The sequence below is a fragment of the Weissella sp. ESL1139 genome (assembly GCF_058506735.1).
The window spans coordinates 801,224-827,295 of sequence record NZ_CP196375.1 but is presented as its reverse complement, the minus strand read 5'-3'; the positions used below and the strand labels follow the sequence as shown (position 1 = coordinate 827,295).

Genomic DNA, 26,072 nt, shown 5'->3' with positions numbered 1-26,072 from the left:
GAAAACGTAGCTTTTGAAACTTTTTTGTAACTAGCTAATTAAAAGTAAGCAAACACAAACAGCCGAGGGTGAAAAGACTGCGAGCCCGTATGAAAATGTTTGGAAGTCGTAGAGCAGCACCAGGATTTCATCCTACTAAAGCACCAGGTAGACAAACAACTAATGATGCTCCTAAGCCAGGGCAAACTAGTGCAGATGAATATAGTGAATTTGATAAATATTTAGTGCTTGAAGATATTGAGCAACAGGAATATCGATTTGAAAACGATTATGGCGCATTGGTTACTTATTATCGCAAAACCAATACCTATGATGTAGATACCATCAAATGGATTGGAGATCAAAATATTTTTACCGACGGACCTTCTGTATATACTACTGACAAAGTCGAAGACGTCGTTGCAATATTAACGGAAATTAAAAATAAAAAAGATGATTGAAAGAGGTTACTAATGACTTATGAAGAAATATTAAAAGTTGCAACAAAACCAGATTTACAGCCGTTTGATACATTTACACATCAAGGTCCATTTTCATTAAATGGTTATGTGGTTATTCCTGATAACTTTCCAGTTGATTATTATGATGATTTTTATGAACAAATTGATAGCGGTCCTGTTGGCGGTCTTACTTTTGGTGGATATTTTACGTTAGTTGATAGTGAATTTGGAATAGTGCAATTAGATGAACGAGCTTACTTTCATGACGAACAGCATACGGCTGAAGAATTACATCAAATCGAACAACTTAAAGATAGGGCTGTTCGTGTAATAGGATTTGATAATGCTCACATTGAGCCAAATGAATTGGAAGCAGATGAGGGAGCGAAATATTTGGCAGATCAATTGATGCATATTTACAAGGAAAATGTGGAGACGGTCAAATGACAAAAACGGTAGATGAATATTCTTATCCTGAAAAGCTGATTCTGTTGAGAAATAAAGTTCTTAAATTAATAGACGAAAATCAAGACGGATATATAGATACGGACGAATTAGAAGATTTCGTAGATAAATGGGGAATTTAAGATGACAGATAAAGCATATATCGTTGCCAATGAGCAACAAGAGATGGCAGTGTTAAGACAACTTGAGCAAAAGGAACATACATGGACGGTTAAAGGTAGGCCAACAACATGGTTACCCAGTCAAGATATTGATATTAAATTTCCCTATGCCTTAGTAGAGCACCCTTATGAACGCGATATCAGTTGGGTTTACATGAGCGAATTAGAAGATGATTACGAAATCGCCTTTGACGGACGAAAGGAAGAGAAGATGAGTGATAAATATGTTGTGTCACAGGAGTTTATGGACAGGCTAGAATATTGGAAACAATTACGAATGAATGAAGATTGCTTTGTTGGTGATGAAGATGTTTTTTCTTTGCCAATTTTAATTCAAGCATGGTGGGGAGATGACGTACCTGATAAAGAGAGTAACAACCGCCTAATCGCAATTATCCGGTGGGTGAACGGCGAAGATGTGTTTGAAGTTGAGAAGCCAAAGAAGTGGGTTGTTAGAAGTAAAGATGTGGTAAGTGGACTCTATTATTATGTTCACCTATTTGACAATAAACTAACCAACTTTGAACTTAAAATAAACAATGCAACTAAATTTGACACCAAAGAAGAAGCCGAAAGTTGGGCAAATTCTCATCAGGAAGTTATTCAAATGGAGGACGAGTAATGATACCAAAATATGTAGTGTTTAACATCGGCAGCGCTAGCCGTGGAAATAATGTTGCAGACCCTGTTTGCTGGGGTGATGACTTAGACAAATTACTTAGCATTTATCACGGTAAGAATTATCAAGTGATGCAAGTGAGAACTTTAACTGATCGTGAGGAATGGTGATGAGTTATTTAAAATGGCTAGGGCAAGAATTAAAAAGCATTAATACTGCTGGTGGAGTGATGTTGGCGTTCATAGTGGGTGTGCAATTGGCGTTTTACTTGTCAGCACCTATTACAGGACTATCAACAATAACTTTGGTAGCAACGTTGGTAGGTTCAGCATGTACAGTTTACATGATGATAGGAAAGCCAATAAACGGTTTGTTAGGACTGATTAGTGCAATTGGGTTCATCTATATCAACTGGACGGCAGGACATTACGCAAGCGTGTTAGATCAATTAGTATTCGTTGCGTTGATTGACTTGCCGCTTATCTTCACTTGGAAGACGTGGGGACACAAGGTTGAGAACGGTGTGAAATTCCTAAACAAAACAGGTTGGCTACTAACAATTGCATTCATATTGATTGCTTGGTATCCAATGATGTTGGCATATCAAGCATTAGGTGACAGCAACCCCTTATGGGACAGCATTGTATTGATTATTGGGGCAACAGCAAGCCTATATGTGTTCAAGGGATATGGCGACAGTTATACGCTATGGTTGCTATCTGATTTCGTGAATATCGCTCTATGGCTCTCAGCGCTCGTTACAGGCTATTCTGCTAGTTCCCTACCAATGTTACTAACCATGGCTTTCTATTTAGCCACGGCTGTATATGGGCGTTTCTGGAGTATCTGGCGAGGTAATAAGTAATGACAGAAATGGTAAATCATCCAAATCACTATAATTCGTTCTCATTTGAGGTGATTGACTTAATAGATGAAGTCGCTAGCGCTTATCAATCTGATGTCGGTTTCTCAATAGGTAATTCAATCAAGTACATGACACGAGCACCGTTTAAAGGCAAGCAAGTTGAAGATTTAAAGAAAGCACAATGGTATTTAAAGCATGCGATTGAATTACTAGAAAGGGAGCAACATGAGTGATTGGGTAATCGTGGTTGGGTTCTTAATGCTCATGGCGCTGGTTTTAGCGGGGTACTTGTTGATATGACTTACTATTATTTTGTAGATGTAAAGAACAAGTTATGGTTCAAAGAGAATTACGACTTACAAGGTAACTTAATTTGGACACGTACCAATAATCTCAAAGAGGCGTATCGCACACACAGTAAATGGTTAATTAAGCATTTAGTTAGCAAAGAATTAGCAGGATATGATTATCGAGTTGAAGAACGCGATCACTATCAAAATTTGATATAAAAAATAACCGTTATACATCAATAAATGTTGATATATAGCGGTTTTTATTAGCTGTAAGTGTTGACAATAGATACTATATATAGTATACTTAATATATTGAGTTAAGGAAGGAGGAAATAGCTTGAAAAAGGGTAAAGAAAAAGAACCCTTATCAAAAAGTGAAAAAGCAACATTGTACAATACGATTGTCACTCTGATAAACACAATCATTACAATAGTTGCTACCATCATCTCACTAATTTATAGATAAGAGTTCAAGTACGAAGTCAGTCAAAAGCTGGCTGGCTTTCGTGTACATTCATTATCCATCAAGTTTAAAATTATGACAAGAGAAGATAAATTAAAGTGGTGGAATACCATCGCACAAGTTGTTTCAACAATTGTGTTAATTGTTTTTGTTATTGTTCTAATTGTTAAAGGCTTTTAAAATGACAAACAAAAATTCACAAACAGAAGCTAATAAGCGTTGGCAAAGTGGCAACAAAGAATATGCTAAATATTTGCAATACCGTAGTTACGCCCGATCATTTATTAGAAAGTTGGCTACTGAAGACGATTTAAACGAGTTGGAACAGTTAATTCAAGAAAGAAAAAATAAGGATGAACATAAAATATGACAGATTCCAATCAACCAAAGACTATTTTGTATCCTGTTTTAGGGGAAAAACAGGATGAAGAATTCAATAAGTTAATTAAAAGGCAATTGAGCAAAAAATTTAATGAAGATGATTTAAGGACAATGAAAGACGATAATGGTAATGTTGTTGCTTACGTTACTATGGACGTGACTGCTGAAGCTACCAGTATTACTTTTGATATAGAGGAAGAATTCATTCAAGTCAGAGTACCGGTTACGGAATTCGATTATGATGTCCTTGTAAAGTTAAATGATATTGCAAGACATATTTTTGAGGAAGCTGGTGTGTACGGTGTAAAATTTGGAGGACAACTCGACTCAATAATAAATAGATCATTATATCCAATAATCGGATATGATTACCCTATGACTATTATCGAACGAGCGGCGTTTTATTGGGTTGAAATTGCTACAAAGCAAGCCTTTAATAACGGAAACAAACGTACAGCTTTTTTGGCTGCATTAACATATCTAGACAGTAATGGTTATGAACTAGATACAGAGAAATTTACTAGTGAAGACTTGTATGATATCTCCTTGAAAATTGCTAATCATGAACTTAACGAGCAAGATATTTATGATTTGATTTTTAATAATGTTTCGATTAAAATATTTGATGATTAGGAGGTGTTCAATATGAGCAAAGATGAATTAATTCAAAAAGCAATCATTGCGCAAAAAAAGTACGATGCCTCTAATGAGAGTGCAGCAAGTAAAATAGATACAGCAGTCCATAACGTCTTGTCAGATAAGACTGTTTATCATGCAATGGAACTTCTATCGAAGGCATAATTTATATAATGAACGGCTACATGTCAGGAATGCTGATGTGTAGCCGTTTTTTAATATAATTGTTTCTATTTCTATTATTATAAATGCTATAATATAAATAACGATATATCATTAGGAGGACGGGAACTTGGTGCTATTAGATACGGATAAGCGAGAATTAAATAAACGTGCAACGATTGCTAATGTACGTGAGTTCTTTGAAAAAGAATGGCCAACTATTCGTGCCCAAGCTCGTGTTAGTTGGGCTGGTACTGAGTCTCCTGTCATTAGTGGTATGCCAAGAGCTAGTATGGTGGGTAATGCTAATGATGATAAGTTCTCGGCACATGCGCAAGCAACTAAATGGGTTGATGGTGTCATTCAAGCATGCCAAGGTATGACCCAACCACACCGACACTTCTTAGAGTTGCGTTATTTTAAAGATATGGAATGGTTGGACATTGAAGTATTAACTGACTACTCAACAAGACGTGGCGAACAGATTATCAATGAAGCATTTGTGATGTTTGCATATGGTTTTATTGATACATATGATTTCCGAGTATGGCGCTGATTAAGTTCAGTGCTTTTTTATTTGGTCACATAAAATGATTAACTCTTTTGGCCCATATATTTTTCGGATAAGATGCGGGTAAGTTTCTAATATCATGCGAGCATATTTCAGATAATCAGTCGTAATATAGTACTATCGAATAATTAATAAATGACAGGTCAGCTATCAAATGTAGCTGGCTTTTTATTTGGAGGTACATACATGTAGATGATTAAAGATAATGAGTATGGCTTGGTATCTGGTTGGGAAGAGTTAAGAATGCTGAGAAGATTGGAGAAAGATATGCGAGTACATAACTGTGGTCATCTTGGTTGTCATCATAAGATAGCAATGAATCAACGCTACTGTGATGACCATCTTGCGGATGGCAAGCAATATCAGAATGATACAAGCAAGCGTATTAACAATCGTTATTATAATCAATTCAAACGAGACCCAGAAGCTAATGCATTCTATCATGATAAGCGCTGGTTAGTTATGCGTGATTATGTATATGCGAGAGATATGGGAGTGTGTCAGTGTTGCGGTGAAGTTGTGACCGATAGAAAGATTGTTGATCACATTCATCCATTGAAGATTGCAAGTGATGAACGATTGAATGGTAATAATCTATGGACGTTATGTTATGACTGCCACAATATTAAGACTATGATTGAGCAACAAACGCTAGAAAAGCCCAATGGCGTGAACAAGTTGAAACACATGAATCGAGAATGGTACACAAAACAAATCAAAAGATTGAAACGTTCTAATTAGTGTCTAATTTCAATTCTAAGCGATTTTATTTTTTTAAAGGTAATTACCCAAAATTATTTTTAAAATTGAAATTACCCCCGCCTGTGTTCGTCTCAAAAAAGAGCAGGCACAATGGAGCCACGCTTTAATTTATGCCGTTCTCAAAAGTTTTCACTTTTTACGCTGTAAGTACTGATATAAAGGGGTTTAAGGTCTAAAAAGTGACCGTATATTACCAGTTAGGAGGTTAATAGTGGCAGATTACAAAACACCGTTACAGCTTACTGCGCCAAGATATATGAAGGGTTATGCAAGAGCAATGTGGGAAGGACTAGTACCACTATTGATTTCTCGTGGGACAACCAATATCAGTAAGTCTATTATAGAAACTTATTGCCAAACCTATAGCATTTCTCGACAAGCTTATGAAGATATCGAAGAAAATGGTATGACGGATGAATCAACCGGTAAAAAGAATCCAGCTGTTACGACATACGAAAATGCTGTTAAGAATTTACGCGGGTTAGCTAGTGATTTAGGATTAACGCCATCTTCTCAAGTGCAACTGCAAAAATTAATCATTGATTCAGGTAATCAAGATAAAGGTAAGTCGTTTGCTGAACTTGCAAAGGAAATTAAATTTTAGGGGGGTGATGTAAATAAAAAAAGTAGATTTAACTAAGAAAGGTGTCACGCTCGAAAAAGTTTATCATGAATCTGATTATGCTGACATCTATAAAAAGTATCGTGATCCAGCAACTACTTATGCTCGCAAGGTATTAAGCGGCGAACAGGTAGCTGGTTATAAAATTCGTTTGGCCATGTTTCGTCATGTGCGTGACTTACAACGTGTCGAAGATGGCGACCCCGATTTTCAATACGAATACGATTTATTCCAAGTCAAATTGATATTAGCATTTGCCAAAATTTGTCCTGATGTTGATACCGGTAAGCCGTTACCACTAATGGAATGGCAAGAAATGATATTAGCGATGACAAATGGTTGGCGCAGAGCTGATGGCCAGAAACGATTTAATCGTGTGTTATTATCAATCGCACGTACCAATGGGAAAACTTATATTGTTAATATTTTGATGTTATTTGCCTATTTAGTTGAGGGAGATGGCCAGTTCAATCAGGATTACCTTTATTCAAGTATTACTACCGAGCAAACTAACAAAGGTTGGAATTATTTAATGCTGACAGCCAATCGTTTGAAAGAAAGCGATTATTTTCGAGATAAATTTATTAATAACGATATTGTCGTACAAGAAATGTCAATTCGCTCACGTAAAAACCGTTCCAAAATTATTAAGATGTCTAATTTAGCTGGTAACGTTGATTCGTTTCATATTCGTCTAGGTATTGAAGATGAGTCAGGCGACAGCTTAAAAGATGAAGATGTCACTGGAAAAATCACATCAGGAATGATGCAAGTTACTAACCACCAATTGATTCAAATTTCGACAGCATACAACGATGCTAATGTTAAATTTCGCACTGATCAACTATCAATGACTGAAAACATTGAAAAAGATTATTTGCGTGAACGTGATGGTTTTTTACTTTTGGTTTGGGAACAAGATAATTTAAAAGAAGTCGAAGAGCCTGAAACGTGGATTAAAAGTAATCCAATTTTAGGTTTGCCTGATAAGCACGACTCAATGCTGTTATCAATGACAGCAGAACGTGATGAAAAAATGGCTGATGGTACGATTCAAGATTTTTATACCCGTAATATGAATTTTTGGACAGTTGATAAAGCTAAGAAATTTTTGGATATTGAAGATATTGAAGGTGCAGTGAGTGATGAAGAATTCGATATGAATGGTCGAGATGTCTATATCGGTTTTGATTACAGCATTGCCAATGATAATACGTCATTAATATTTAATTTCCCCTATGAATTAGATGACGGCACACACATGCATTATTTGTATCAGCATTCATTTATTCCCACTGCTGCTGTTAATGGCAATATTACGTTGAAAGAAAAACAAGATGGTATTCCTTATCGGAAAGCTGAGAAGTTAGGTTATGCCAGCATTAGTCAACTAGCGACTGGTGATGTTGATTTAGATGATGTTTATGATTGGTTACTACAATTCATTGACGACCATCAATTAAACGTTATCTTTTTTATTTATGATAAATATCGAGTCAACAAATTAATTAAGCAACTGGAAGCTAATACTGATATGGTACTAATTCCACAAGCACAAGATTTCTTACATATTTCTGAACCAACCGCAGCTACTCGTAAAGTCTTCACTCAAAAACGTGTGAAATATGCTGATGATCCAATCATGCAGGCATCATTATTTCATGCTGTATTACGTGAAGATAATAATAGTGTTGCCGTTGATAAGAAAAAAGCAACGTTAAAAATTGATACGGTTGATGCGATTATTGATAGCATGAGCGAAGCCGTGTTTCACTGGGAAAACTTCAATGGTCACGTTGAAAAAACAACTAAATCAGTGTTTGGTAATCAAAGTAACGAACAAGTTTCAGCTTGGTTCAAAGACAGTTTTAGTTTCTAAGACAGTTTTTTTGAAAAGAAAGGATAAAAAGATGGGTTTAAAAAATTTTTTCACACGTAGTTCAACTCGTGCCCCGACCAAGGGGGTTATAGTTGGCCGTTTATTTGGCAATACATTAATTCCAACTGGTGTGTTAAGCGCCAGTAACGCCATGACGAATAGTGATATTTATTCCGTCGTTAGCTTAATTAGTAGCGATATTGCAAGTATGCAGTTTAAAGCAAAGAATGAAGATATTTTAAATACATTGCAAAAGCCTCATCAGTTCATCAATTCATTTAATTTTTGGCAGTCAGTAGTAGCGCAAATGCTGTTGTATGGCAATGCTTATGTAACAATTAATAAAACACCTGATGGGCATCAAATACTAGGACTAGAATTACTGCAAGATTCACAAGTAACTAGCATTATTGTTGGTGATCGTTCAGATGACATTACGTATGATGTTAAATATGATGATGGTCGCCCTGAGTTGTATTATGACAGTTCGGAAATGTTACATTTTAAACTGGTGACTGTTGGTTCTGATGATAGCAACCGATACTTTGGTAGAAGCCCAATTGTCAGTCTTGCGCCTGAATTAAGCATCCAAGCGTTAAGCAATTCGTTGACTAAAGAAACATTAAAAAATGGTATCAATCCACAAGTAGCAATTAAAGTACCAGAAGCCCAGTTAGACAAAGAAGCTAAAGACCATATCCGCGATGGCTTTGTTGATGCAACTACTGGTAAAAATATTGGTAAACCGATTGTATTGGATTCCAGTGCTGACTTACAAATGTTAGGAATCACACCAGAAGTTACTTCATTTTTAGAGAATGTTAATTGGACTAAAAATCAAATTTCAAAAGCATTTGGGATTAATGAAGCCATGCTTAATGGGGATGGCGATAGTCAATCGTCAATTGAAATGGTGCAAGCGCAGTATCAAAAGTCGTTAATGCGATATAAGAACGCTATTCAATATGAATTAGCACTTAAATTTAACGATGATATTAATCTTGCAGCTGCACCAACTGATGATATTGTTGTTACACGCATGGAAGAATTGGTTGATAAACAAATTATTTCGCCAGCTGATGCGAATAATACACTAAAAATGAAAGGAATTATCTAAATGGATAAAGAAATTCGCTCGATTCAGGGCGATATTCAAGTTGTCCAGCGTGATGAAAATGCAAAAAATAAGCAAATTCAAGGATATGCAGCACTTTTTAATAGTGAAAGCGCAAATTTAGGTGGTTTTGTTGAAATTATCAAGCCACAAGCCTTTGATAATGTTGATTTTTCGCAAACACAATTAATTTACGGACACGAAAATAACAGTATTTTAGCAAGAGCAGACTCTGGCAATCTTGAATTAAAGGTTGATGACAAGGGTCTGTTTTTTGTTGCCACGTTAGCAGATACCAGTCTTGCTAATGATGTTTATGCTGATATTTTGGCAGGCAATTTAAAAGGGATGTCATTTGGATTTACAATCACGCCTGATGGTGATGACTGGATATTCGATGAAGGCGATACGGCTGTTCATATCATTAATCAAGTTGATGATGTTTTTGAATTAACTGTCACGCCTAATCCTGCCTACCAAGATACATCAGTATCAGTCAAACGTTCGTTAGAACGAGCCAAAAGAAAGGAATCAAATAAGATGGACGAAGAAAAAATTGTGAGTCTTATCAATCGTGCTTTAGATGAGCATGACAAAACCGACGATAAAGAAAAGGATAAGGATAAGGATAAAGATAAAGACAAAGATAAGCAGCCTGATACATCAACGGACAATAATACCAATGATGATAAAGAAAAGGAAGGTGATGCCGATAAGAAACCTGAATCAAGTAAGGATGACGATAAAGAGAAAAATAATCGTGATGATGATCCAGATGACGAACCGGATGTAGACCCTGACGACACAGAAGAACGTGATAACAAGTCAACTCAAAAGGAAGAGAGAAGTAAACATATGCCAAAAGCAATTAAGAAGCCAGAAATGAATGAGTGTTCAATTTTCAATAAGTTCCTAAAGCGTGATTTATCAATCACAGATGGAACAACTACTAAGGGAAACGAATTAGCAATTCCGCACGATATTTTACAACCAATCGAGCGCCCAGCTAACACAAATTCTATTATTAATCTGGCTAACATTATTTCAGTATCAGCGCCATCAGGAACAGTACCAATCATGGCAGCAACTGATATTACGTTGGCAACTGCTGAAGAATTGGCAGAAAATCCACAAATTGCCGCACTTCAACTAGCTGGTGTGGATTACAAGTTGAACACAAAGCGTGGCTATATTCCAGTATCACAAGAGTTCATTGATGACGCTGATGCAGATGTTAATGTTGACACGTTAATTGGTGATTATGCCACACAAATTCGTGATAATACATTGGTTGAGGAAATTGCTAATGTGCTAAAGCAAGCGCCTGCTGTTACTGCTACATCATTTGACGACGTTAAAAAGGCAAAGAATGCTTTGTTTAAGTACAGTAACTTGTCAGTCATTGTTACTAAGTCCGGATATGATGTGCTAGATACATTGAAGGATGACAATGGTCGTTATTTGCTACAAGATTCAATTACAACAGCTTCTGGTAAGTTGCTAATGGGCTTGCCAGTTTACATCATTGAAGATACACGTTTGGGTACTAAAGAAGGCGACAAAGTGATGTTCATTGGAGATGCTAAGGCATTTACCTTAGTACCATTGTTCAAGGATTTGCGTGCAAAGTGGGTCGACAATGATATTTATGGTGAGAAGCTACAACTAGTATTACGTGATGATACTAAGGTTGCCGATGAAGAAGCTGGTAAGTTAGTTAAGTTGGACATTCCAGAGCAAGCGAGTAACAGCGCCCAAGGTGAGTAAACTAACGACTGATGCCAATAGTGCACACATTGAACTAGATTAAGGAGGAACGATGGCCAAAACATTTGATTTATATAATGGCGGCAAGATTGAACAATCAGGTGTTGCTTCACCAATTGACATTGAGAATCTAAAAGCAAATTCACAATTCGATGATTATTCTGCAACATATGCAGGTCAAGATTTACACACGCCACTATCTTTCAAGACAGATGACATCAAGCCAGAAGCACCAACTGTGCAAGTTAGGGCGGATGACGGTAAGGCGTTCGTTAAGATTATTGCTGGCAAGAATGAAGGTTCTGCATTAACTGCTGGCAAGATTTATTACACTGACGGCACAACTGCTAAGACAATGGCGTTAAAGGCAGGTGATGCCGGTACAATTTCAGGGTTAACCAATGGTACTGAATATCAAGTTCAAGCAACGGTTACAAATGGTGCTGGTGAATCTGCTAAATCAGTAGTGGCTAAGGTAAAGCCGAAGGCTGCAACGGTAGCTGTTATAGGGGTATCGCTTGATAAGACTGCATTAGAACTTGAAGTTGGGGCTAGTGACACGCTTAAGTCAACAGTTGCACCAGAGAATGCAACTGACAAGTCAATTTCTTTCAGTTCAGATGATACATCAATTGCAAAAGTTGATGCGAAGTCGGGTAAGGTTACCGCTGTTAAGGCTGGTTCAACTGACGTGACTGTTACGACACATGACGGTGCTAAGACTGACAAGGCAACAATTAAGGTTGTTGAGCCGGAAAAGCCAGCTGAACCAGAGCCAACAGAACCTGGAGAGTAAGGAGTGATTAAATGACAGTAAATGCGCATGACATCATGAATGACTTACACATTGACGAATCTACTGAAGAAACGAATGCAGTTGATAATTTAATTATTCAAGCTAATGATTTAGTTAAATCATCGGTAAATTATGATTTACCAGATGAAGAATATGATAAATATCCTTTGTTTGATGCTGCTGTTTCGGCTTTAACAACAGCTTTATATTATGACCGTACGTTATCAAATGGCATGCCACACGCTGTCACTATCATGATTACTCATTTGCAAGCTAGATTAGGGGGGAAAGATGGTTCAACAACTATTCAAACCGAGTGATCTAACTCATAAAGTGGTATTCGAGAAAGCTAAAACTGGTTATAATCCAGTGAACGGTAATCCGTTGACCGGCTATGAAACACTATTTACGAAATGGGGCGCACCCAAACTTAGGACGCTTAACCAACAGTATCAAATTGCCGGTACATCATTGAGCGATAGTATCGTGATTGGTGTCCGTCATGATGAACGTATTATAAAAGGCATTGGCGTTTACTACGATGGCGTACACTACAATATTGAAGATGTAAGTGCTGATGAAAGCAACAACTATATCACATATGATCTAGTAACGCTAAAAAAGGTGGTGAAGAATGGCTGATTTATCTGATAATTTAGAGAATATGCTTAAGAATATCGGTGGGCTAGTCAATTTAACCATTGAAGAACGTCAAGAAATTACTGAAGCAGGCGCTAAAGTTGATGCTGAATACGTTAAACGTGCTACTAAAGAAGCGGGGCACTTTAATTCTGGTCGAGATACAACCAAAATGAAACATTTAGCCGACAGTGTTAAAACAGGTAAGTTGGCTAAAACTAAGACAGATGGTAGTTCTGCCACTGGTTTTGCGACTTCTGACGCCAATCATGCACGTATCGCACGTTTTTTGAATGACGGAACACGTTATATTCATGGCGATAGCTTTATCGATAACGCTCATGAAAAGGCAGCGCCGGCTGTTTTTGCAGCAGAAGAAAAAATATTGCAACAAATACAAGAAAAGAAAATGGGGTAGCTCATGACATTAGTAATGGATACCTTCAATTTGTTAAAAGCAAATATTAAATGGGCGGCTGGTTTTTATCCTAAGCTCATCCCCAAAGAGGCGCCTGTTAATCAGACGTCTCTTTTAATAAGAGATGCATACGATAATCTTGAAAGTTTTGGTAACGATACGTTTAACGCCATTGCGAAAAATATCGTGATTCAAATTTTTTATGCGGTTGATAGTGAATTAGATTATGACCAAGTAGAAATTGAATTAATGAAATTTTTAATGCGTAATGGTTATACGATTACCGACATCAAGGGGCGACAAACCGACCCCGATACTAGTCAAGATTATCAAACAATTCAAATTCAAAAGAATACAGGAATAAAGGAGAATTAATCCATGGCAACATTAGGTATTGCAGGCGTTAAATTGGCGCTAGTTGACCACAAAACAGGAAACGTTTTGACTGGTGAACAAGGAATTTATAAGTATACTGATCAAGCAGCAACTGATACTACAGGTATTTTTGATGTAACAGCTGATAACTCATATGGTGTTGCCAGTGTAGCACTATCAAATTTGGCTGGTTCAACGACTGATATTTTTGGTAACAATGTTATCGTTTATAAGTCAGCAGGTAAGGGTTCACCACAATCTGTTTTGACGATTAATGCGTTACCAAATGAAATTAAGGCAGCTGTATTAGGTATGCCATCAGATGGTAAGGGTGGCTTTACTATTACAGGTAAGGCTGACCCTAACAACATGGTGGCAATGTTGGCTGAATCAGCTGAAGCATTTGACATCAATAAGCCTGTCTATGTTGGCATGTACATGGGTGTGGCAACTGAAGCCAGTGAAACCATGACATCAAACAACGCTAATGAAAACCGTACGCAAGATGCATTGACAATTGCAGCGGTTGAACGTGGTGATGATAGCTTCGGTAAGTATTATTACTCATCAGCAGCAAAGTTTGATGAACAAGCTATGTTGAATGATGTGTTTAAGGGAGCGAGTAACAGCCCCGAAGCTTAAAGGCATCACAACCACATCGAATTCGGCACAAGTAAATTTCGAATAACTTTTTATAGGTCATCTATTTTTAGATGGCTTTTTATTATGTCTCAAAACGAGGCGCCATACCAAAATAATTAAACAGGAGAACAATCATGACTGTAAAAATTAATGTTAAAGACGAATTAGGAATTGCTAAGCCAATTGTGGTTAAAGAAAGTAACAAAAATTATCTTAAAACTTTGAAATTTCAAAAAGACATTACTCATTTTCAAATTGAACAAGCTAAGCAAGAAAAAGCGGAAAAGGCTAAGCAAGAAAAAATAGAAGCTGGCGAAGACGTTGCGCCAGTTGATGAGTTAGAAGAATTTGAAGAAATGGAACGCCAACTTGATGAGTACATTAATTTTCAGGGATTAGCTGTTAATTATGTTGCTGAAATGTTGCACTTATCTGATAGCAATGCTGATAAGTTAGACGATTTGGAGTTAAAAGAAACACAAGAATTGGCCATTAAAGTTTCTGATGCAATCATGAAAACCGAATCAGAACCCGCAACTGAAGAAGATAAGGGTTTAACAAATTAGTTGAGCGTTATGATGCGCTTGATACAGCTATCAAGGACTTTGATTTTAATGAGCAAAATGCTTTGAATTATTTGCACATTTTGCCCTCACAATTCGAAGAAGAAGATTTTTATCGACTAAATGAAGTACTAAGTGCACAAAGTGCCGAAGACCGACCAATGACTGGTTCTCAATTCATGAAAGCGATGGGAATTGACCCTGATACGGCTGAAAATTCTATTTAGAAAGGAGGATAAACCTATATGGCAAGACAAATTGCGACAGAGATGTCCAATAAAATCTCTCTTGATGTTAAGAGTGCTACGGCTTCACTGAAAGAATTAACAAGTATTGTTAAAGACGCGAGTGCAGAAGCACGTATCATGGAGAACCAATACAAATCTTCGGGCGATTCTGTTAATGCTTCTAAGGCTAAATATGAAGGTTTGCAACATACATTAGGTGCACAAAAAGATAAGATTGATGCGTTAAAATTGGCACTTGAAAATGTTAATACAAGCACTGATAAAGGTCGCGATTTACAAAACTATTTAAACAAAGAATTGGCTAAAGCTGAACGTCAATATGTTTCGTATTCGGGACAAGTTGAAAAAGCCGGTCAAGCTTACAAATATCAAGAATCTGGCTTAGCTGCGTTAAATAAAGAGCTAAAAGAAGGTACAGCCCTAATTGATGCACGAGTTAAAAAACTTGAAGCTGAAGGGCGGACAGAAGAAGCTAATAAAGTTAAGCTTGAAGGATTAAAAGCCACTCAAGAAAACTATTCTAAGCAACTTGAAATTCAAAAGAATGAGCTTAATGATCTAGCACAAAGCGGTGATAAGAGTTCCGATTCATATAAACGTCAACGTATTCGAGTTGAACAGATGGGAGCTAAATTAGCATCAACAACTAATGATGTTGAAAAGTTATCAAGTGAAATTAAAAAGTCATCTGGTAGTTATGAATCACATACTGCAAGTGTTGAACGCCTAACCAAAGAGTTAAAGCAAAGTGATGAACAAACAACTGCACACGTTGAGCGATTAAAAGCAGAAGGAAAATCTGCATCCGCAACTGTTGCTGATTATAATCACTTAAAAGAATCGCTTAAAAACTTACGTTCACAATATAACTTGCAAGAAAGTGAATTAAAACAAGTTGGCGTTGCTAGTGGGAAGACATCTGATGCATATCGTACGCAAACGATACAGCTTGATAAAGTTGGTAAATCAGTAGCTGAAACGAAAGCAAAAATTTCGTCTATGAGTCATACATTTAACAAGCTACACCCGACTGGTATCAAAAAGATTGATAGTTCAATTGTTAAGCTTAAAGATCATACGACGACTATGGCAGAAAGAGCTAAGACTAGTTTTGCTTCACTTAAAAGTCATGCTATGAGCGCAAGCATAGGCGTGGGTATTCTAGGTGGCGCACTACTTAAAGGTGCAAAAGATTCATCTAGCTTACAAAACGCTTATACAGAAAATACTAATTTGTTAGTAACATCTGGTGAAAAAACTAAAGCCGTTACAAAACAAATTGCCGATATGCAAAAAGACGGTAAGAGGTATTCGGTTGAATATGGTGAAAGTCAGAAAAATATTGCTGATGGTTACCAAGAATTAATTAAGCGTGGTTACACTGGGGAACAATCTTTGGGTGCTATGAAATCAATTCTACAAGCTTCTAAAGCTTCTGGAGATGATTTTAGTGACACCATGAAAGTTACCACATCAACGCTTGAAGCGTTTGGTATGCGTACTGATTCTACTACTGGCATGATGAAAAACACCAAGAAAGTTGCTAATGAGTTAGCAATGGCAGCAGATGCCACTTCTACTGATTTTAGTGACTTAGGTGTCGGCATGTCGTATGTTGGTACGTCAGCCAAACAAGCCGGTTTGTCACTTGGTGACACAGCCAGTGCCATGGGTGTTTTATCTAATTCGGGTATCGAAGCAGATAAGGCTGGTACTGGACTGCGTAAAACTATCAATAGTTTGATGTCACCAACTAAGGGGGCAAAAATTGAACTTCAAAAATACGGCATGTCGATTGATGACTTTAAAGATAAATCTGGTAAGTTAAAGCCTATTGGAACAATCTTTGAAGATATTGGTAAGAAAGTTCCCAAGGGTGAACAAGCAAACTTCTTCCACAACGTGTTTGGTACGACTGGTCAGAATTCGGCAGCTGTTTTAGCCCAAAATAGTGATGAATTAAAGAAAGTTAATAAACAAGTATCTGATTCATACAAAAATAATTATGTCGGCAAGTTGGCTGACAAAAACATGAAATCAACCCAGAATTCGGTTAAGCAATTCAAACAAGCCGGAAATGCCGTCATGATTGAATTGGGGACTGCTATGATGCCTGCCTTATCTAAATCAGCTAAAGCTATGGCAAAAGCATTTGATAACCCTGATGTACAAAAAGGGCTTAAATCAATTGCTAAGGGTGTTGGCAGAGTTGCTGATAAAGCAGCAGATTTAATTGCCTGGATAGGTAAGAATACTGGCACGATTAAAACTTTTGGTAAAGTAATGATTAGTGCATTTGCAGTCACTAAGGTCTTAGGCGGAATTGCAAAATTAAAACTAGCACTCCAAACCTTAGGACTAGGCAGTGCAAGCAAAAAGCTTTTAGATTTTGGTTCTGATGTTGCATCAACTAGTAAGAAAATAGGCGGTAAATTAAAATTTGCTGCTAGTGTCGCGACTGGCAAGGCTAAAACAGCTATTACCAAATTAGGTAGTGCAGTTGCCACAACAGGACGTGGCATTAAAAAAGCGCTCAAATTTACCGCTGATTTAAGTAAAAAAGCGTTTACAAAAAGTTTAACTGCACTAAAGACTGCTGGAGCGGCAACAGGTAAAGCTATTTCAAAAAGCTTAAAATTTACCGCTTCAATTGCAACTAAAGGTGCAAAGTTAGCTATGGCTGGTTTGGTTAAAACTGCTAAAGTTACTGGTACAGGTATCAAATTAGCATTCAACTTTTTAAAGGCTAATCCGTTTATCATGATTATCACTGGCGTTGCTGCTGCAGTCGCTGCGTTAGTCGGTCTGTATAAACACAGCAAAAAGTTTAGAAAATTTGTTAATGATCTAGTTAAGTCAGTTAAGAATTTATACAAAAACATAACTGGTTGGTTTAAAAACATTTGGAACAACGTTACAAAGGGTTGGAATAAATTTAAACGTGGTTTCCAAAAGTCTTGGAACTCAATGAAGAAAAGCGTTACTAAAATTGCAAGTTCAATGTGGCATAGCATTACAAATGGTTATAATTCATTTATTAATGGATTTAAAAAGGCTTGGCGTAAAGTTAAAAGCTTCTTCTCTGGTATTTGGGGTGGCATGAAAAATATTGGTCATGACGCTATCTGGTCAATTAAGAATACGCTAGACGGTGTGCTAGGTAAGATTAAAAAAGGATTTAGCGATACATGGACTGGTGTGAAATCAGGGTTTAGTGATATGTGGCAAGGTATGAAGACCCTAGCAGGTAAGGGAATCAACGCAGTTATCAAGATACCCAACAAAGGTATTTCTGGTATTAATTCATTGATTCATGATTTCGGTGGTCCTAAGCACGCCATTGCCAAGATACCACGCGTTAAGTTTGCCACTGGTACTGGAATGTTTAGTAACATGCGCAAGGCAATTACTAAACCTACGTTAGCTATGTTAAACGACGGTAATGATTCCCCACAAACCGGCAACCAAGAGATGTTAATTCACCCCAATGGGGCATCAGAATTAGTACAAGGCCGCAATACAAAGCGTATTTTAGCGCCTGGTACAGAAGTATTGAATGCATCAGAAACAGCTATGTTAATGGGTATGCAAGCCATGCCGTTTAAGTCTGGTACTGGTTTCTGGTCTGGTGTGATTAACGGTGTGACACACGTTGCAGGTAATGCATGGACAGGTCTTAAAAATGGTGTTAAGAAATTTACATCAATGCTTAAGTTCATCACTAATGCTGTTGCTCACCCAGTCAAAACCTTGCAAAGCAAGTTTAACCCTAGTTCTAAGGGCTTGCCGGGTGTATTTAACAGTCTAGGCGGTGTTTTGTTCAAAAAAGCTACAGGACAAGCTAAGAAGTGGTGGAAAACACTTTGGAGCATGGCAAGCGAAGCGTCTGATTCGGGTGCTGATGGCGGCTTTAAAGGCGACGATTACAAGTATAAGAACCGTGTTGCTGATTCAATGCCACCCGATGAATGGGGCTATTACATTAAAGAATGTGTTAGTTTCGTTGCCAATCGTTTAGCTAACCTAGGTGTACCGGCAAGCAAGTTTAGTCACTTAGGTAACGGACGTGATTGGGTAAATGCTCGTGTACCACATATGAGCAAGCCTAAGGTTGGTTCTGTTGCCGTATATGGCCCAGGGTCTGAATTTGGTAACCACGTTGCCATGGTTACTGGTGTGCAAGGTAGCAAGATTTCTGGTGAAGAATATAATTGGGCAGGCGATCATAAGTATCACACATATCATGGACGTAATGCATCAGGTGCAACGACGTTCTTAGATTTTGGTCTAGGTGGTAGTTCAAAAACACCTGAAATTAAAGCTAGTGGTGCATTACAAAAGCTCATCAAACGCCAAACCGGTGGCATGATGAAGTGGATTCAAAAGTTTATTGCACCATTAAATGATTCATCAACTGGTAAAGATGGTGATGTACATTCATGGGCTGATGATGTTAAGAAAGCCTTACGCAAGTTAGGATTAAGTACATCAGGCGCAATGGTTCAACGTGTTTTACGTCAAATTAGTACTGAATCTGGTGGTAATCCACGAGCAAAACAACCTGGAGCTGATCCTGATGGTGATGGTTCTGGTCCTGCACTCGGCTTAATGCAAACAAAGCGTTCAACGTTCAATGCTAATGCTTTGGCGGGGCACAAAAACATTTGGAATGGTTACGATAACATTTTAGCTGGTTTGAATTATGCGCGTAAGCGTTATGGTAACGGACTCGGCGCATTAGGGAACGGACATGGCTATGCAAACGGTGGCTTAATCACTAAGCACCAACTAGCAGAAATTGGCGAGAACAACCAACCTGAAATGATTATCCCATTAGATGCCATGAAATCTAGTCGTGGATTTGAGTTGCTAGGACGTACAGCCGTTGCAATGGCAGCACGAGATAAGCAGACAAATATTGCTACTACGGATAATTCTAAGTTAGAAAGCAAGTTAGATAACATGATTACGTTGTTGTCTCAATTGGTTCAAGGTCAAGGCAATCAGGTTGTACAAGCTGTTCTAAATAAGGACGACTTGTATCGTCAACAGGCAAATGATACTAATTTGCGTAACTATCAATCGCTGATTTAAGGGAGGTGAGCATATCAAACCAACATTTTTAATGAAGTTAAAAGGGCACGATGAATTTGATATTACGGAACGACTGCCTGATGTGTATTATCTAGGTGGCGATTCAACACCAGCATTTACGAATAATTATCAAGATGACGTTACAAAAGACGGTAGCCAGTTTACTGGTACAACGTTTGGTAAGTTGATTTTTACGGCTAACTTTTTGTTACGTTCATCTGATTATTATGACCAAAAGTTGGTACGCCATGAAATTTATCAATTGTTTGGTGACCGTGAATTAGTGCGATTTAGAACGGATATTGATTTAGAAAAAGTCATGTACGGTCGGCCAACGTCATTTGATATTAAATTTATTGCTGATGGTAATAACGATTCAACGTTTTCAATTCAATTTGAAGTACCGTCTGGTTATAAATATTCAATAGTTCGTAGTGATGTGATTGATATGGATCACACGTCATTTGGTATGAATTTTAAATTGACTGAAACACCTGTTTATCAATTTACAGCTAATTCATTCAGAGTTTTTAACCCTAGTGATGTTGCAGTTGACCCTTATTATCAACGCCATGATTTAATCTTGAGAATTAAATTTAACGGTAATTCTTATCAGATTACGAACACAACCAATGATACAAGTTACAAATACAACAAATCGATTAATGGTAGTGATGAGCTCATTTTAAATGGGGTAGCTACATTATTAAACGGCAAGCCAGCATCACAAAATAGTGATTTTGGTTTCATTAAACTAGAAAAAGGTTGGAATGACATAACAGTATCGGGTGCTACTACTCATTCAACAATTTTTAGTTTTCCATTTATTTATCTTGATTAATCAAGTTGTAACGGTTATGAATCGTGAAAGCACCCTACAAGAACCGATTCAATCAATTGTTAAGCCAACATTTAACGTTAATTGGGAAAACAATAGTAATTATCAAATTACGTTTACGGCTTATGACGATAAAAGCGTGGCATATGCGCTATTAACTGTTGAAAACATCGTGACGTTTAATGGTCAACAATTTGTTATTAAATCAAACGTACCTAGTTATGTTAGCGGGTATAACACAGTAGCTATTACAGCTACGCACATTTATATGGACTGTCGTAAAATTTTTCAACACGACAAGAAAGACGGTACATTAACTTATTCAGTTAATGATGTGCTGTCTTTTTATTTGGCCAATAATCATTTTGGTTATTCATATGCCGTTAAGGGTACGTTTGCTAAACAGCAAATCACTGATCTAGGCGGTAGTAATGCGTTTGATGGTTTAAGTCAAATTATATCGACTTGGCCAGAGGCTTATATTTTTCCTGATAATAAAAAAATCGTCGTGTATGACAAAGCACATTTTAGTCAAAACTTAGGCAATCGCTTAGGCTATCGTTACAATTCTGACAACATGACACTGACTTATGATTCAACAAGTTTAGTTAATCAATTAACTGTTGTCAGTACTCAAAAAGATGATGGTGGGTCATATTGGCAACCACACATCGTTAAAGATGACACATCTATTAGCAAATACGGTACATGGGACGGTGGCGACTTTAGTGATGATCGTTTTACTGACGTAAAGGCAGCTGATAATGCAGCAAAAGCCCAGTTAGTCACTGAACCATCTATCTCAATCACATTAGACTATTTAGATACAGATGTACCAATTGCTGGTGAGACTAGACGGTTAGAAATATTAGCGACTGGTTTTGTTACTGATGTGATGGTGTTGGCGTATAGCTATTATCCATTTGATAAAAGTCAAAAGCCATCATTAACACTAAACAGCACAGCTAAAACAATATTAGATTATCAAAAAAGTAGTAAACGTCAATTGAATGATGCTAAACAAAATAGTGCAGCAATTGCTAAAGCAATAAAAACTGCAAACGATAAGCTAAACATCATTTCAACTGATGGTGTTTGGTACGAATATGGGGGTAAGAACGTAGATGGATAGACCAAAAATTTCAAAAGGTAAAACCGGTATTGGTAATTTTGGAGTTGGTGTGATGCCTGATGGCACAGCAAACTCATTGCGAATATTAATTAAGCCAGACGGTTTCCATTTCGAACCTTATGATTTTGATGATGTGGTTTTACCTACTATTTCACTTATGTCGCCTAATGCCACAACTTACAAACTTGCTATTGGCAACAACGGTGAATTATTAATTGACAATAAACCATACGTTCCAGTGCCTATTTTCGAATCACCAAATGGCAAAAAGTTTAAAGTTACAGTTGATGACAAAGGAATTTTAAAAACTGAGGAGGTAACTAATGCCACTGGTTCATAATGTATCAAACAGTTTGGATAAAACATTAAAGGAACAATTGGATAACAATTTTAAAGAGTTGGATAAAACACGTATCAATATCAATGGTTACGAATACGAAACAACTGCTAGTCGTCTTGATTACATTGAAAGTGTGCTCAAACAATTAGGTTTTCCAATTGATCCACGAGAAGAAAAAGAAATGTATGGAGGATAAGTGATGGAATTAAAAGATAAGTATGCAATTATCGACACAAAATTAACTAAAACTGATTCTACCGTCATCAATGAATTAAATGGCAGGCAAGGTGATAGTGGGCGCATTGTTTATTTTGCTTTGAAAGACGGTAAATTGCCACACAACTTAGACGGCCAAGATGTGCAACTGTCAGTAAAAGATGCAGCCGGTAAAATTAAAGTATTAACTGGCATTTATGACATGATTTCGGCAACAGCTGGGCTATTTTCAATGCTGATTCCAGCAGAGTTTTATCAAGCAGCGGGAGATGTTGAAGAAGCATATCTAGCAGTTACTGATAATCAAAACATGGTTATTTCATCTATTCCCATTATTTTCACGGTTTTCGCAAATGGGGTTGTAATTTCGGCTAATGCTTCAAAAGACTACATTGATACGGTCAAAAAAATAACAGACGACTTCAATAAGCAAATTAAGTCTCTTAATAATAACGTTACGGCAACACGTTCAGCGTATAAATCATTAGATGATGCGTTAAAAACATATACAAAATTAATTAATGATAATTATGTTGCGCAATTAAATAAAGAAAATGACTTTACTAAAGATATGTCAATTGATGGTAATTTGAAAGTTACTGGTGACATTGAAGGTCAAATAGCCAGAAGTACATTGCCATATAAGCACAATGTTGCAATTGATTTAAATGAATTGCCTGATCCTGCCGAAAGCGGCACATATTCAGCCTTTTATTTTTCAACTCCAAAATCGGTTAAAAATACGCCTGGTGATTTGACAGCTGGCTTAGTTGAGACATTTATTTTGCATAACGTCACGATCCTACAACGGTTTACGCAAGTTTCGACAGTTGGCAATCAAGTATGGCACAGAGTGATCACTAATTGGAATAATGGTAGTAACCCTAAATATTTTCCATGGACTTCTGAACGAGATGTTCATATTAAAACAATTAAGGCTTTTGGTGGTAATTTAACTTTTGTCCGTTCCGGAAATACCGTCAGTGTATCAGCCGATATTGAAAAAACTAATTTCAAGATAAAAGATTTCCATTCAACTTATCCGAGCGGTACTATTCCTGCAGGTTATCGGCCAGCCATTGATTATCCAGGCATTATTATGGAAACACCAACTTGGCTAAAAGGTGGCAATCGCAAAAATGGGGCTATGCAATTCGGCGCAGCTGGTTGGATGGGTGCTCGTTCAGCTTTTGTTAAAGATGATATCAAAAGTTGGGTAACTATATCTGGCAGTTACGTTACTAATGATTCAATGCCTAATTAAGGGAGGAAGATATGGATAACGAATATACATGGTGGTATTTATTTGATGCGAATACGTATGCTTATATAGGAATGCTTTTAACGGACTCAAAACCAGAAAACTCAACTGATGTTGCTCCAGGGGATGTTACCAATCCGGTATGGGATCCAACGCTAAAAACTTGGAATGGTGAAGAGGTGAATAATAAGCTTGATGAATTAAATAAAGATTCAGAAGGTGATAATGTTCCAGTTAATGTTCAAATACAAAAACTTTCTGATGATGTTGCAGCAATTAAACAAGATGTTGAAAGTTTAAAGAATAAGTAAAAGGAGAGACGTCAAATGAAAACAGTTAAGATCACCAACGATTCCATAAATAAAAAAGCTGACACGTCTGAGGTCTTTTATTTTCAGTTGTGGAATGATGGTGTTTTACAAGATTTAACAAATAAAAAAGTATTTGCCACTATTGCCGATAATAGTGGTTTTTTAATTGAGCTACCAGTAATAAGTGACACGTCTGAAGTATGTTTAGATTTTTCAGATAAATTTTTAAGACAGTTATCAGCGGGTCAATACAATGTTGAATTTAATGTCATGAATGAAACAACTGATATTGAAATTTATCCAACGGTTGACAGTGTACCAATTAATATTTCTCGAAATTTACAAAATGGTGAAGAAGAACTTGTGCCAAATGTGACGCTAGATAGCATGTTAGAAACAGTTGAAGAAAAAATTGATTACATAGCTTCAACTGTTAAAAAAGGTGATAAAGGCGAAAAGGGCGACCCCGGTGAAAATGCTGTTTCACCTGAAGCTGTCAGCAACTCTGCTGAAATGACTGATATTCGTAAGATTTATGTTTATGGTGGAGACGAAACTGATTACAACGTGGGAGATTGGTATTATTACGATGGCAACGATTGGGTATCTGGTGGTAAGTATCAAGCAGTTTCATTAGCAGTAGACTCAATAGACGACAGCATGTTAAGCGAAAATGCGCTAAAACAAGATTACTTTTATAACGGCGCTTGGCTGGTAGGGTATGTTGCAAGTTCAACTAATGAAAACGAGCCAATCGGACGGATTGTTGGAACTGCCGGTAAAAGCGAGTATCACCACTCTGATTACATACCAGTTAGAAAAGGTGATTTAATCATTGCAAGTTTTCAAGTTAATGATGGTGTGGCTGGTCTATCTGTATTTAACAAGAGCAAAGAGTTCGTTCGAAATGTAGAAGAAGATTATAGCGATTTGGCAGATTTAGCTTATATTGTAAAAGATGATTTTGAATTTCTTGTAATTAGTAATGCCGGGGTACGTGTGTCTTCTCCAACAATTCAAGTTATTCGTAATTACGCAAATGATTATAGCAAGGTGATGACCTTATCTAATGAAAAAGGATACGGTTACTATATCAAGAAAGATAGTTTAGCTCCCGTCGTATCTTCAGCATATGTTACTTCTCAACTAATTGTTGTTAGGCCGGATGATGCAGTTGTTTTAAAATTGCTTGGGTCTGACGGTACATCTATTATTACCGAATATAACCAATCAGGTACGCCTATGAAATCATTACAAATAGGTGAAAAAACAAGTAAGTATTATTTAGTAAGAGGTGAAGAAAATATTAAATTTATTCGATTTACTAATGAATCAAATAAATTAACACCAATTGTAGAGATTCACTCTAATAATAATGCAACGAAATTTGGTATGTTGGGGGACAGTTACGTTCGTGGTAATAAGACTGATGGTACTCTAACCGCCTATAATATTGCGGCTATTAACTTGGGATTTAGTTATTATAATTACGGTAAGAACGGTGGAACAATTGCTAATTTTGACGACTATGATGATAGTCACGTTCCAATGGTCATTCGTTATAACGATATGGATGATGATTTAGATATTATCGGAATAGAAGGCGGTCGTAATGATTATGGACACGACATTCCAATTGGAGAAGATGCCGATACCAATACCAATACGTTCAAAGGGGCTTTAAATGTTTTGTGTGAAGAGCTAATTAAAAAGTATCTCGGTAAAAAGATATTCGGCGTGCCATGTTGGTCAGTCAATACCAAGCAAAATTCTGTTGGCGCAACTCAATTAGATTACTTAAATGCTTTTGTTCATGTTGTTCACGATATTTGGGGAATTAAAATTTTAGATTCACGATCAGTTGGTGTCTACATGAATAGCCCCGAATTTCTGGCTAAATATACCGAAGACGGCAAAAGTATCAGTCACTTGAACGCAGATGGCCACGCCATGTATGCTCAAAAAGTTAAATCGTTTTTAGAAGAGCTATGAAAGGATA

The 26,072-nt window shown here is 37.0% G+C and carries 33 protein-coding genes; all 33 read left to right on the top strand.

Annotated features, from left to right (window positions below):
• The first annotated feature begins 89 nt into the window (after positions 1-89).
• Positions 90-440 (top strand): hypothetical protein, encoded by a 351-nt coding sequence (locus ACSYSF_RS03920; RefSeq protein WP_489868578.1) that lies wholly within the window; start codon positions 90-92, stop codon positions 438-440.
• Between the two features lie 12 nt (positions 441-452).
• Positions 453-887 (top strand): hypothetical protein, encoded by a 435-nt coding sequence (locus ACSYSF_RS03915; RefSeq protein WP_489868577.1) that lies wholly within the window; start codon positions 453-455, stop codon positions 885-887.
• Entirely contained in the window at positions 884-1,027 is a 144-nt protein-coding gene (locus ACSYSF_RS03910; protein WP_489868576.1) for a hypothetical protein, read from the top strand. Before ACSYSF_RS03915 ends, ACSYSF_RS03910 begins: the two co-directional genes overlap by 4 nt.
• Before the next feature lies 1 nt (position 1,028).
• Positions 1,029-1,688, top strand: coding sequence for a hypothetical protein (locus ACSYSF_RS03905; RefSeq protein ID WP_489868575.1), 660 nt, complete (start codon positions 1,029-1,031; stop codon positions 1,686-1,688).
• The gene (locus ACSYSF_RS03900; RefSeq protein WP_489868574.1) at positions 1,688-1,855 is read left to right on the top strand and encodes a hypothetical protein; all 168 of its coding nucleotides are present in this window, start codon (positions 1,688-1,690) and stop codon (positions 1,853-1,855) included. The genes ACSYSF_RS03905 and ACSYSF_RS03900 overlap by 1 nt, the downstream gene beginning before the upstream one ends.
• Positions 1,855-2,550, top strand: coding sequence for a nicotinamide riboside transporter PnuC (gene pnuC / locus ACSYSF_RS03895; protein WP_489868573.1), 696 nt, complete (start codon positions 1,855-1,857; stop codon positions 2,548-2,550). The genes ACSYSF_RS03900 and pnuC overlap by 1 nt, the downstream gene beginning before the upstream one ends.
• On the top strand, positions 2,550-2,783 hold the full coding sequence (locus tag ACSYSF_RS03890) for a DUF3310 domain-containing protein (protein ID WP_489868572.1): 234 nt from the start codon (positions 2,550-2,552) through the stop codon (positions 2,781-2,783). Before pnuC ends, ACSYSF_RS03890 begins: the two co-directional genes overlap by 1 nt.
• Positions 2,784-3,059 carry a hypothetical protein gene (locus ACSYSF_RS03885; protein ID WP_489868571.1) on the top strand — a complete coding sequence of 92 codons (276 nt, stop codon included), beginning with the start codon at positions 2,784-2,786 and terminating at the stop codon, positions 3,057-3,059. It begins immediately after the preceding gene.
• Between the two features lie 428 nt (positions 3,060-3,487).
• Complete coding sequence (locus ACSYSF_RS03880; RefSeq protein WP_489868570.1) at positions 3,488-3,676, top strand: hypothetical protein; 189 nt, start codon at positions 3,488-3,490, stop codon at positions 3,674-3,676.
• Positions 3,673-4,320 carry a type II toxin-antitoxin system death-on-curing family toxin gene (locus tag ACSYSF_RS03875; RefSeq protein WP_489868569.1) on the top strand — a complete coding sequence of 216 codons (648 nt, stop codon included), beginning with the start codon at positions 3,673-3,675 and terminating at the stop codon, positions 4,318-4,320. Before ACSYSF_RS03880 ends, ACSYSF_RS03875 begins: the two co-directional genes overlap by 4 nt.
• Positions 4,321-4,332: 12 nt before the next feature.
• Positions 4,333-4,488, top strand: a complete 156-nt coding sequence (locus tag ACSYSF_RS03870; RefSeq protein WP_489868568.1) for a hypothetical protein — start codon at positions 4,333-4,335, stop codon at positions 4,486-4,488.
• A 130-nt stretch (positions 4,489-4,618) separates the two neighbouring features.
• Positions 4,619-5,041: an ArpU family phage packaging/lysis transcriptional regulator gene (locus ACSYSF_RS03865; RefSeq protein WP_489868659.1), complete on the top strand. Its 423-nt coding sequence runs from the start codon at positions 4,619-4,621 to the stop codon at positions 5,039-5,041.
• 282 nt (positions 5,042-5,323) lie between these two features.
• Positions 5,324-5,797: an HNH endonuclease gene (locus ACSYSF_RS03860; RefSeq protein ID WP_489868567.1), complete on the top strand. Its 474-nt coding sequence runs from the start codon at positions 5,324-5,326 to the stop codon at positions 5,795-5,797.
• 232 nt (positions 5,798-6,029) lie between these two features.
• Positions 6,030-6,422, top strand: coding sequence for a phage terminase small subunit P27 family (locus ACSYSF_RS03855; RefSeq protein ID WP_489868566.1), 393 nt, complete (start codon positions 6,030-6,032; stop codon positions 6,420-6,422).
• Positions 6,423-6,597: 175 nt separating this feature from the next.
• The gene (locus ACSYSF_RS03850) at positions 6,598-8,319 is read left to right on the top strand and encodes a terminase TerL endonuclease subunit (protein ID WP_489868658.1); all 1,722 of its coding nucleotides are present in this window, start codon (positions 6,598-6,600) and stop codon (positions 8,317-8,319) included.
• 31 nt (positions 8,320-8,350) lie between these two features.
• The gene (locus tag ACSYSF_RS03845) at positions 8,351-9,436 is read left to right on the top strand and encodes a phage portal protein (protein WP_489868565.1); all 1,086 of its coding nucleotides are present in this window, start codon (positions 8,351-8,353) and stop codon (positions 9,434-9,436) included.
• Complete coding sequence (locus ACSYSF_RS03840; RefSeq protein WP_491737256.1) at positions 9,437-11,200, top strand: phage major capsid protein; 1,764 nt, start codon at positions 9,437-9,439, stop codon at positions 11,198-11,200.
• 52 nt (positions 11,201-11,252) lie between these two features.
• Positions 11,253-11,996 (top strand): Ig-like domain-containing protein, encoded by a 744-nt coding sequence (locus ACSYSF_RS03835; RefSeq protein WP_489868563.1) that lies wholly within the window; start codon positions 11,253-11,255, stop codon positions 11,994-11,996.
• An 11-nt stretch (positions 11,997-12,007) separates the two neighbouring features.
• Positions 12,008-12,316 carry a head-tail connector protein gene (locus ACSYSF_RS03830; RefSeq protein ID WP_489868562.1) on the top strand — a complete coding sequence of 103 codons (309 nt, stop codon included), beginning with the start codon at positions 12,008-12,010 and terminating at the stop codon, positions 12,314-12,316.
• Complete coding sequence (locus ACSYSF_RS03825) at positions 12,288-12,638, top strand: phage head closure protein (protein ID WP_489868561.1); 351 nt, start codon at positions 12,288-12,290, stop codon at positions 12,636-12,638. The genes ACSYSF_RS03830 and ACSYSF_RS03825 overlap by 29 nt, the downstream gene beginning before the upstream one ends.
• Positions 12,631-13,053, top strand: a complete 423-nt coding sequence (locus ACSYSF_RS03820) for an HK97 gp10 family phage protein (RefSeq protein ID WP_489868560.1) — start codon at positions 12,631-12,633, stop codon at positions 13,051-13,053. The genes ACSYSF_RS03825 and ACSYSF_RS03820 overlap by 8 nt, the downstream gene beginning before the upstream one ends.
• Positions 13,054-13,056: 3 nt before the next feature.
• Positions 13,057-13,428, top strand: a complete 372-nt coding sequence (locus tag ACSYSF_RS03815; RefSeq protein ID WP_489868559.1) for a DUF806 family protein — start codon at positions 13,057-13,059, stop codon at positions 13,426-13,428.
• 3 nt (positions 13,429-13,431) lie between these two features.
• A complete protein-coding gene (locus ACSYSF_RS03810) occupies positions 13,432-14,070 on the top strand; it encodes a major tail protein (RefSeq protein ID WP_489868558.1) in 639 nt (212 codons plus the stop codon).
• Positions 14,071-14,204: 134 nt separating this feature from the next.
• A complete protein-coding gene (locus tag ACSYSF_RS03805) occupies positions 14,205-14,636 on the top strand; it encodes a hypothetical protein (protein WP_489868557.1) in 432 nt (143 codons plus the stop codon).
• Positions 14,637-14,698: 62 nt separating this feature from the next.
• Positions 14,699-14,860, top strand: coding sequence for a hypothetical protein (locus ACSYSF_RS03800; protein WP_491737255.1), 162 nt, complete (start codon positions 14,699-14,701; stop codon positions 14,858-14,860).
• A gap of 18 nt (positions 14,861-14,878) precedes the next feature.
• Positions 14,879-19,975, top strand: a complete 5,097-nt coding sequence (locus ACSYSF_RS03795; RefSeq protein WP_489868555.1) for a phage tail tape measure protein — start codon at positions 14,879-14,881, stop codon at positions 19,973-19,975.
• Between the two features lie 31 nt (positions 19,976-20,006).
• The gene (locus tag ACSYSF_RS03790; RefSeq protein WP_489868554.1) at positions 20,007-20,816 is read left to right on the top strand and encodes a phage tail domain-containing protein; all 810 of its coding nucleotides are present in this window, start codon (positions 20,007-20,009) and stop codon (positions 20,814-20,816) included.
• A gap of 16 nt (positions 20,817-20,832) precedes the next feature.
• Positions 20,833-21,945, top strand: coding sequence for a phage tail protein (locus ACSYSF_RS03785; RefSeq protein ID WP_491737254.1), 1,113 nt, complete (start codon positions 20,833-20,835; stop codon positions 21,943-21,945).
• A complete protein-coding gene (locus ACSYSF_RS03780) occupies positions 21,938-22,285 on the top strand; it encodes a hypothetical protein (RefSeq protein WP_489868552.1) in 348 nt (115 codons plus the stop codon). The genes ACSYSF_RS03785 and ACSYSF_RS03780 overlap by 8 nt, the downstream gene beginning before the upstream one ends.
• Positions 22,269-22,481: a hypothetical protein gene (locus tag ACSYSF_RS03775; RefSeq protein ID WP_489868551.1), complete on the top strand. Its 213-nt coding sequence runs from the start codon at positions 22,269-22,271 to the stop codon at positions 22,479-22,481. The genes ACSYSF_RS03780 and ACSYSF_RS03775 overlap by 17 nt, the downstream gene beginning before the upstream one ends.
• 3 nt (positions 22,482-22,484) lie before the next feature.
• Complete coding sequence (locus ACSYSF_RS03770) at positions 22,485-23,765, top strand: BppU family phage baseplate upper protein (RefSeq protein WP_489868550.1); 1,281 nt, start codon at positions 22,485-22,487, stop codon at positions 23,763-23,765.
• An 11-nt stretch (positions 23,766-23,776) separates the two neighbouring features.
• Positions 23,777-24,073 carry a hypothetical protein gene (locus ACSYSF_RS03765; RefSeq protein ID WP_489868549.1) on the top strand — a complete coding sequence of 99 codons (297 nt, stop codon included), beginning with the start codon at positions 23,777-23,779 and terminating at the stop codon, positions 24,071-24,073.
• Between the two features lie 15 nt (positions 24,074-24,088).
• On the top strand, positions 24,089-26,065 hold the full coding sequence (locus tag ACSYSF_RS03760; RefSeq protein ID WP_489868548.1) for an SGNH/GDSL hydrolase family protein: 1,977 nt from the start codon (positions 24,089-24,091) through the stop codon (positions 26,063-26,065).
• Positions 26,066-26,072: the final 7 nt, after the last annotated feature.

Coding starts and splice junctions, on each gene's coding strand:
- ACSYSF_RS03920 (WP_489868578.1), top strand. CDS start 90: ATGAAAATGTTTGGAAGTCGTAGAGCAGCACCAGGATTTCATCCTACT.
- ACSYSF_RS03915 (WP_489868577.1), top strand. CDS start 453: ATGACTTATGAAGAAATATTAAAAGTTGCAACAAAACCAGATTTACAG.
- ACSYSF_RS03910 (WP_489868576.1), top strand. CDS start 884: ATGACAAAAACGGTAGATGAATATTCTTATCCTGAAAAGCTGATTCTG.
- ACSYSF_RS03905 (WP_489868575.1), top strand. CDS start 1,029: ATGACAGATAAAGCATATATCGTTGCCAATGAGCAACAAGAGATGGCA.
- ACSYSF_RS03900 (WP_489868574.1), top strand. CDS start 1,688: ATGATACCAAAATATGTAGTGTTTAACATCGGCAGCGCTAGCCGTGGA.
- pnuC (WP_489868573.1), top strand. CDS start 1,855: ATGAGTTATTTAAAATGGCTAGGGCAAGAATTAAAAAGCATTAATACT.
- ACSYSF_RS03890 (WP_489868572.1), top strand. CDS start 2,550: ATGACAGAAATGGTAAATCATCCAAATCACTATAATTCGTTCTCATTT.
- ACSYSF_RS03880 (WP_489868570.1), top strand. CDS start 3,488: ATGACAAACAAAAATTCACAAACAGAAGCTAATAAGCGTTGGCAAAGT.
- ACSYSF_RS03875 (WP_489868569.1), top strand. CDS start 3,673: ATGACAGATTCCAATCAACCAAAGACTATTTTGTATCCTGTTTTAGGG.
- ACSYSF_RS03870 (WP_489868568.1), top strand. CDS start 4,333: ATGAGCAAAGATGAATTAATTCAAAAAGCAATCATTGCGCAAAAAAAG.
- ACSYSF_RS03860 (WP_489868567.1), top strand. CDS start 5,324: ATGCGAGTACATAACTGTGGTCATCTTGGTTGTCATCATAAGATAGCA.
- ACSYSF_RS03850 (WP_489868658.1), top strand. CDS start 6,598: ATGTTTCGTCATGTGCGTGACTTACAACGTGTCGAAGATGGCGACCCC.
- ACSYSF_RS03845 (WP_489868565.1), top strand. CDS start 8,351: ATGGGTTTAAAAAATTTTTTCACACGTAGTTCAACTCGTGCCCCGACC.
- ACSYSF_RS03840 (WP_491737256.1), top strand. CDS start 9,437: ATGGATAAAGAAATTCGCTCGATTCAGGGCGATATTCAAGTTGTCCAG.
- ACSYSF_RS03835 (WP_489868563.1), top strand. CDS start 11,253: ATGGCCAAAACATTTGATTTATATAATGGCGGCAAGATTGAACAATCA.
- ACSYSF_RS03830 (WP_489868562.1), top strand. CDS start 12,008: ATGACAGTAAATGCGCATGACATCATGAATGACTTACACATTGACGAA.
- ACSYSF_RS03825 (WP_489868561.1), top strand. CDS start 12,288: ATGGTTCAACAACTATTCAAACCGAGTGATCTAACTCATAAAGTGGTA.
- ACSYSF_RS03820 (WP_489868560.1), top strand. CDS start 12,631: ATGGCTGATTTATCTGATAATTTAGAGAATATGCTTAAGAATATCGGT.
- ACSYSF_RS03815 (WP_489868559.1), top strand. CDS start 13,057: ATGACATTAGTAATGGATACCTTCAATTTGTTAAAAGCAAATATTAAA.
- ACSYSF_RS03810 (WP_489868558.1), top strand. CDS start 13,432: ATGGCAACATTAGGTATTGCAGGCGTTAAATTGGCGCTAGTTGACCAC.
- ACSYSF_RS03805 (WP_489868557.1), top strand. CDS start 14,205: ATGACTGTAAAAATTAATGTTAAAGACGAATTAGGAATTGCTAAGCCA.
- ACSYSF_RS03795 (WP_489868555.1), top strand. CDS start 14,879: ATGGCAAGACAAATTGCGACAGAGATGTCCAATAAAATCTCTCTTGAT.
- ACSYSF_RS03790 (WP_489868554.1), top strand. CDS start 20,007: ATGAAGTTAAAAGGGCACGATGAATTTGATATTACGGAACGACTGCCT.
- ACSYSF_RS03785 (WP_491737254.1), top strand. CDS start 20,833: ATGAATCGTGAAAGCACCCTACAAGAACCGATTCAATCAATTGTTAAG.
- ACSYSF_RS03780 (WP_489868552.1), top strand. CDS start 21,938: ATGGATAGACCAAAAATTTCAAAAGGTAAAACCGGTATTGGTAATTTT.
- ACSYSF_RS03775 (WP_489868551.1), top strand. CDS start 22,269: ATGCCACTGGTTCATAATGTATCAAACAGTTTGGATAAAACATTAAAG.
- ACSYSF_RS03770 (WP_489868550.1), top strand. CDS start 22,485: ATGGAATTAAAAGATAAGTATGCAATTATCGACACAAAATTAACTAAA.
- ACSYSF_RS03765 (WP_489868549.1), top strand. CDS start 23,777: ATGGATAACGAATATACATGGTGGTATTTATTTGATGCGAATACGTAT.
- ACSYSF_RS03760 (WP_489868548.1), top strand. CDS start 24,089: ATGAAAACAGTTAAGATCACCAACGATTCCATAAATAAAAAAGCTGAC.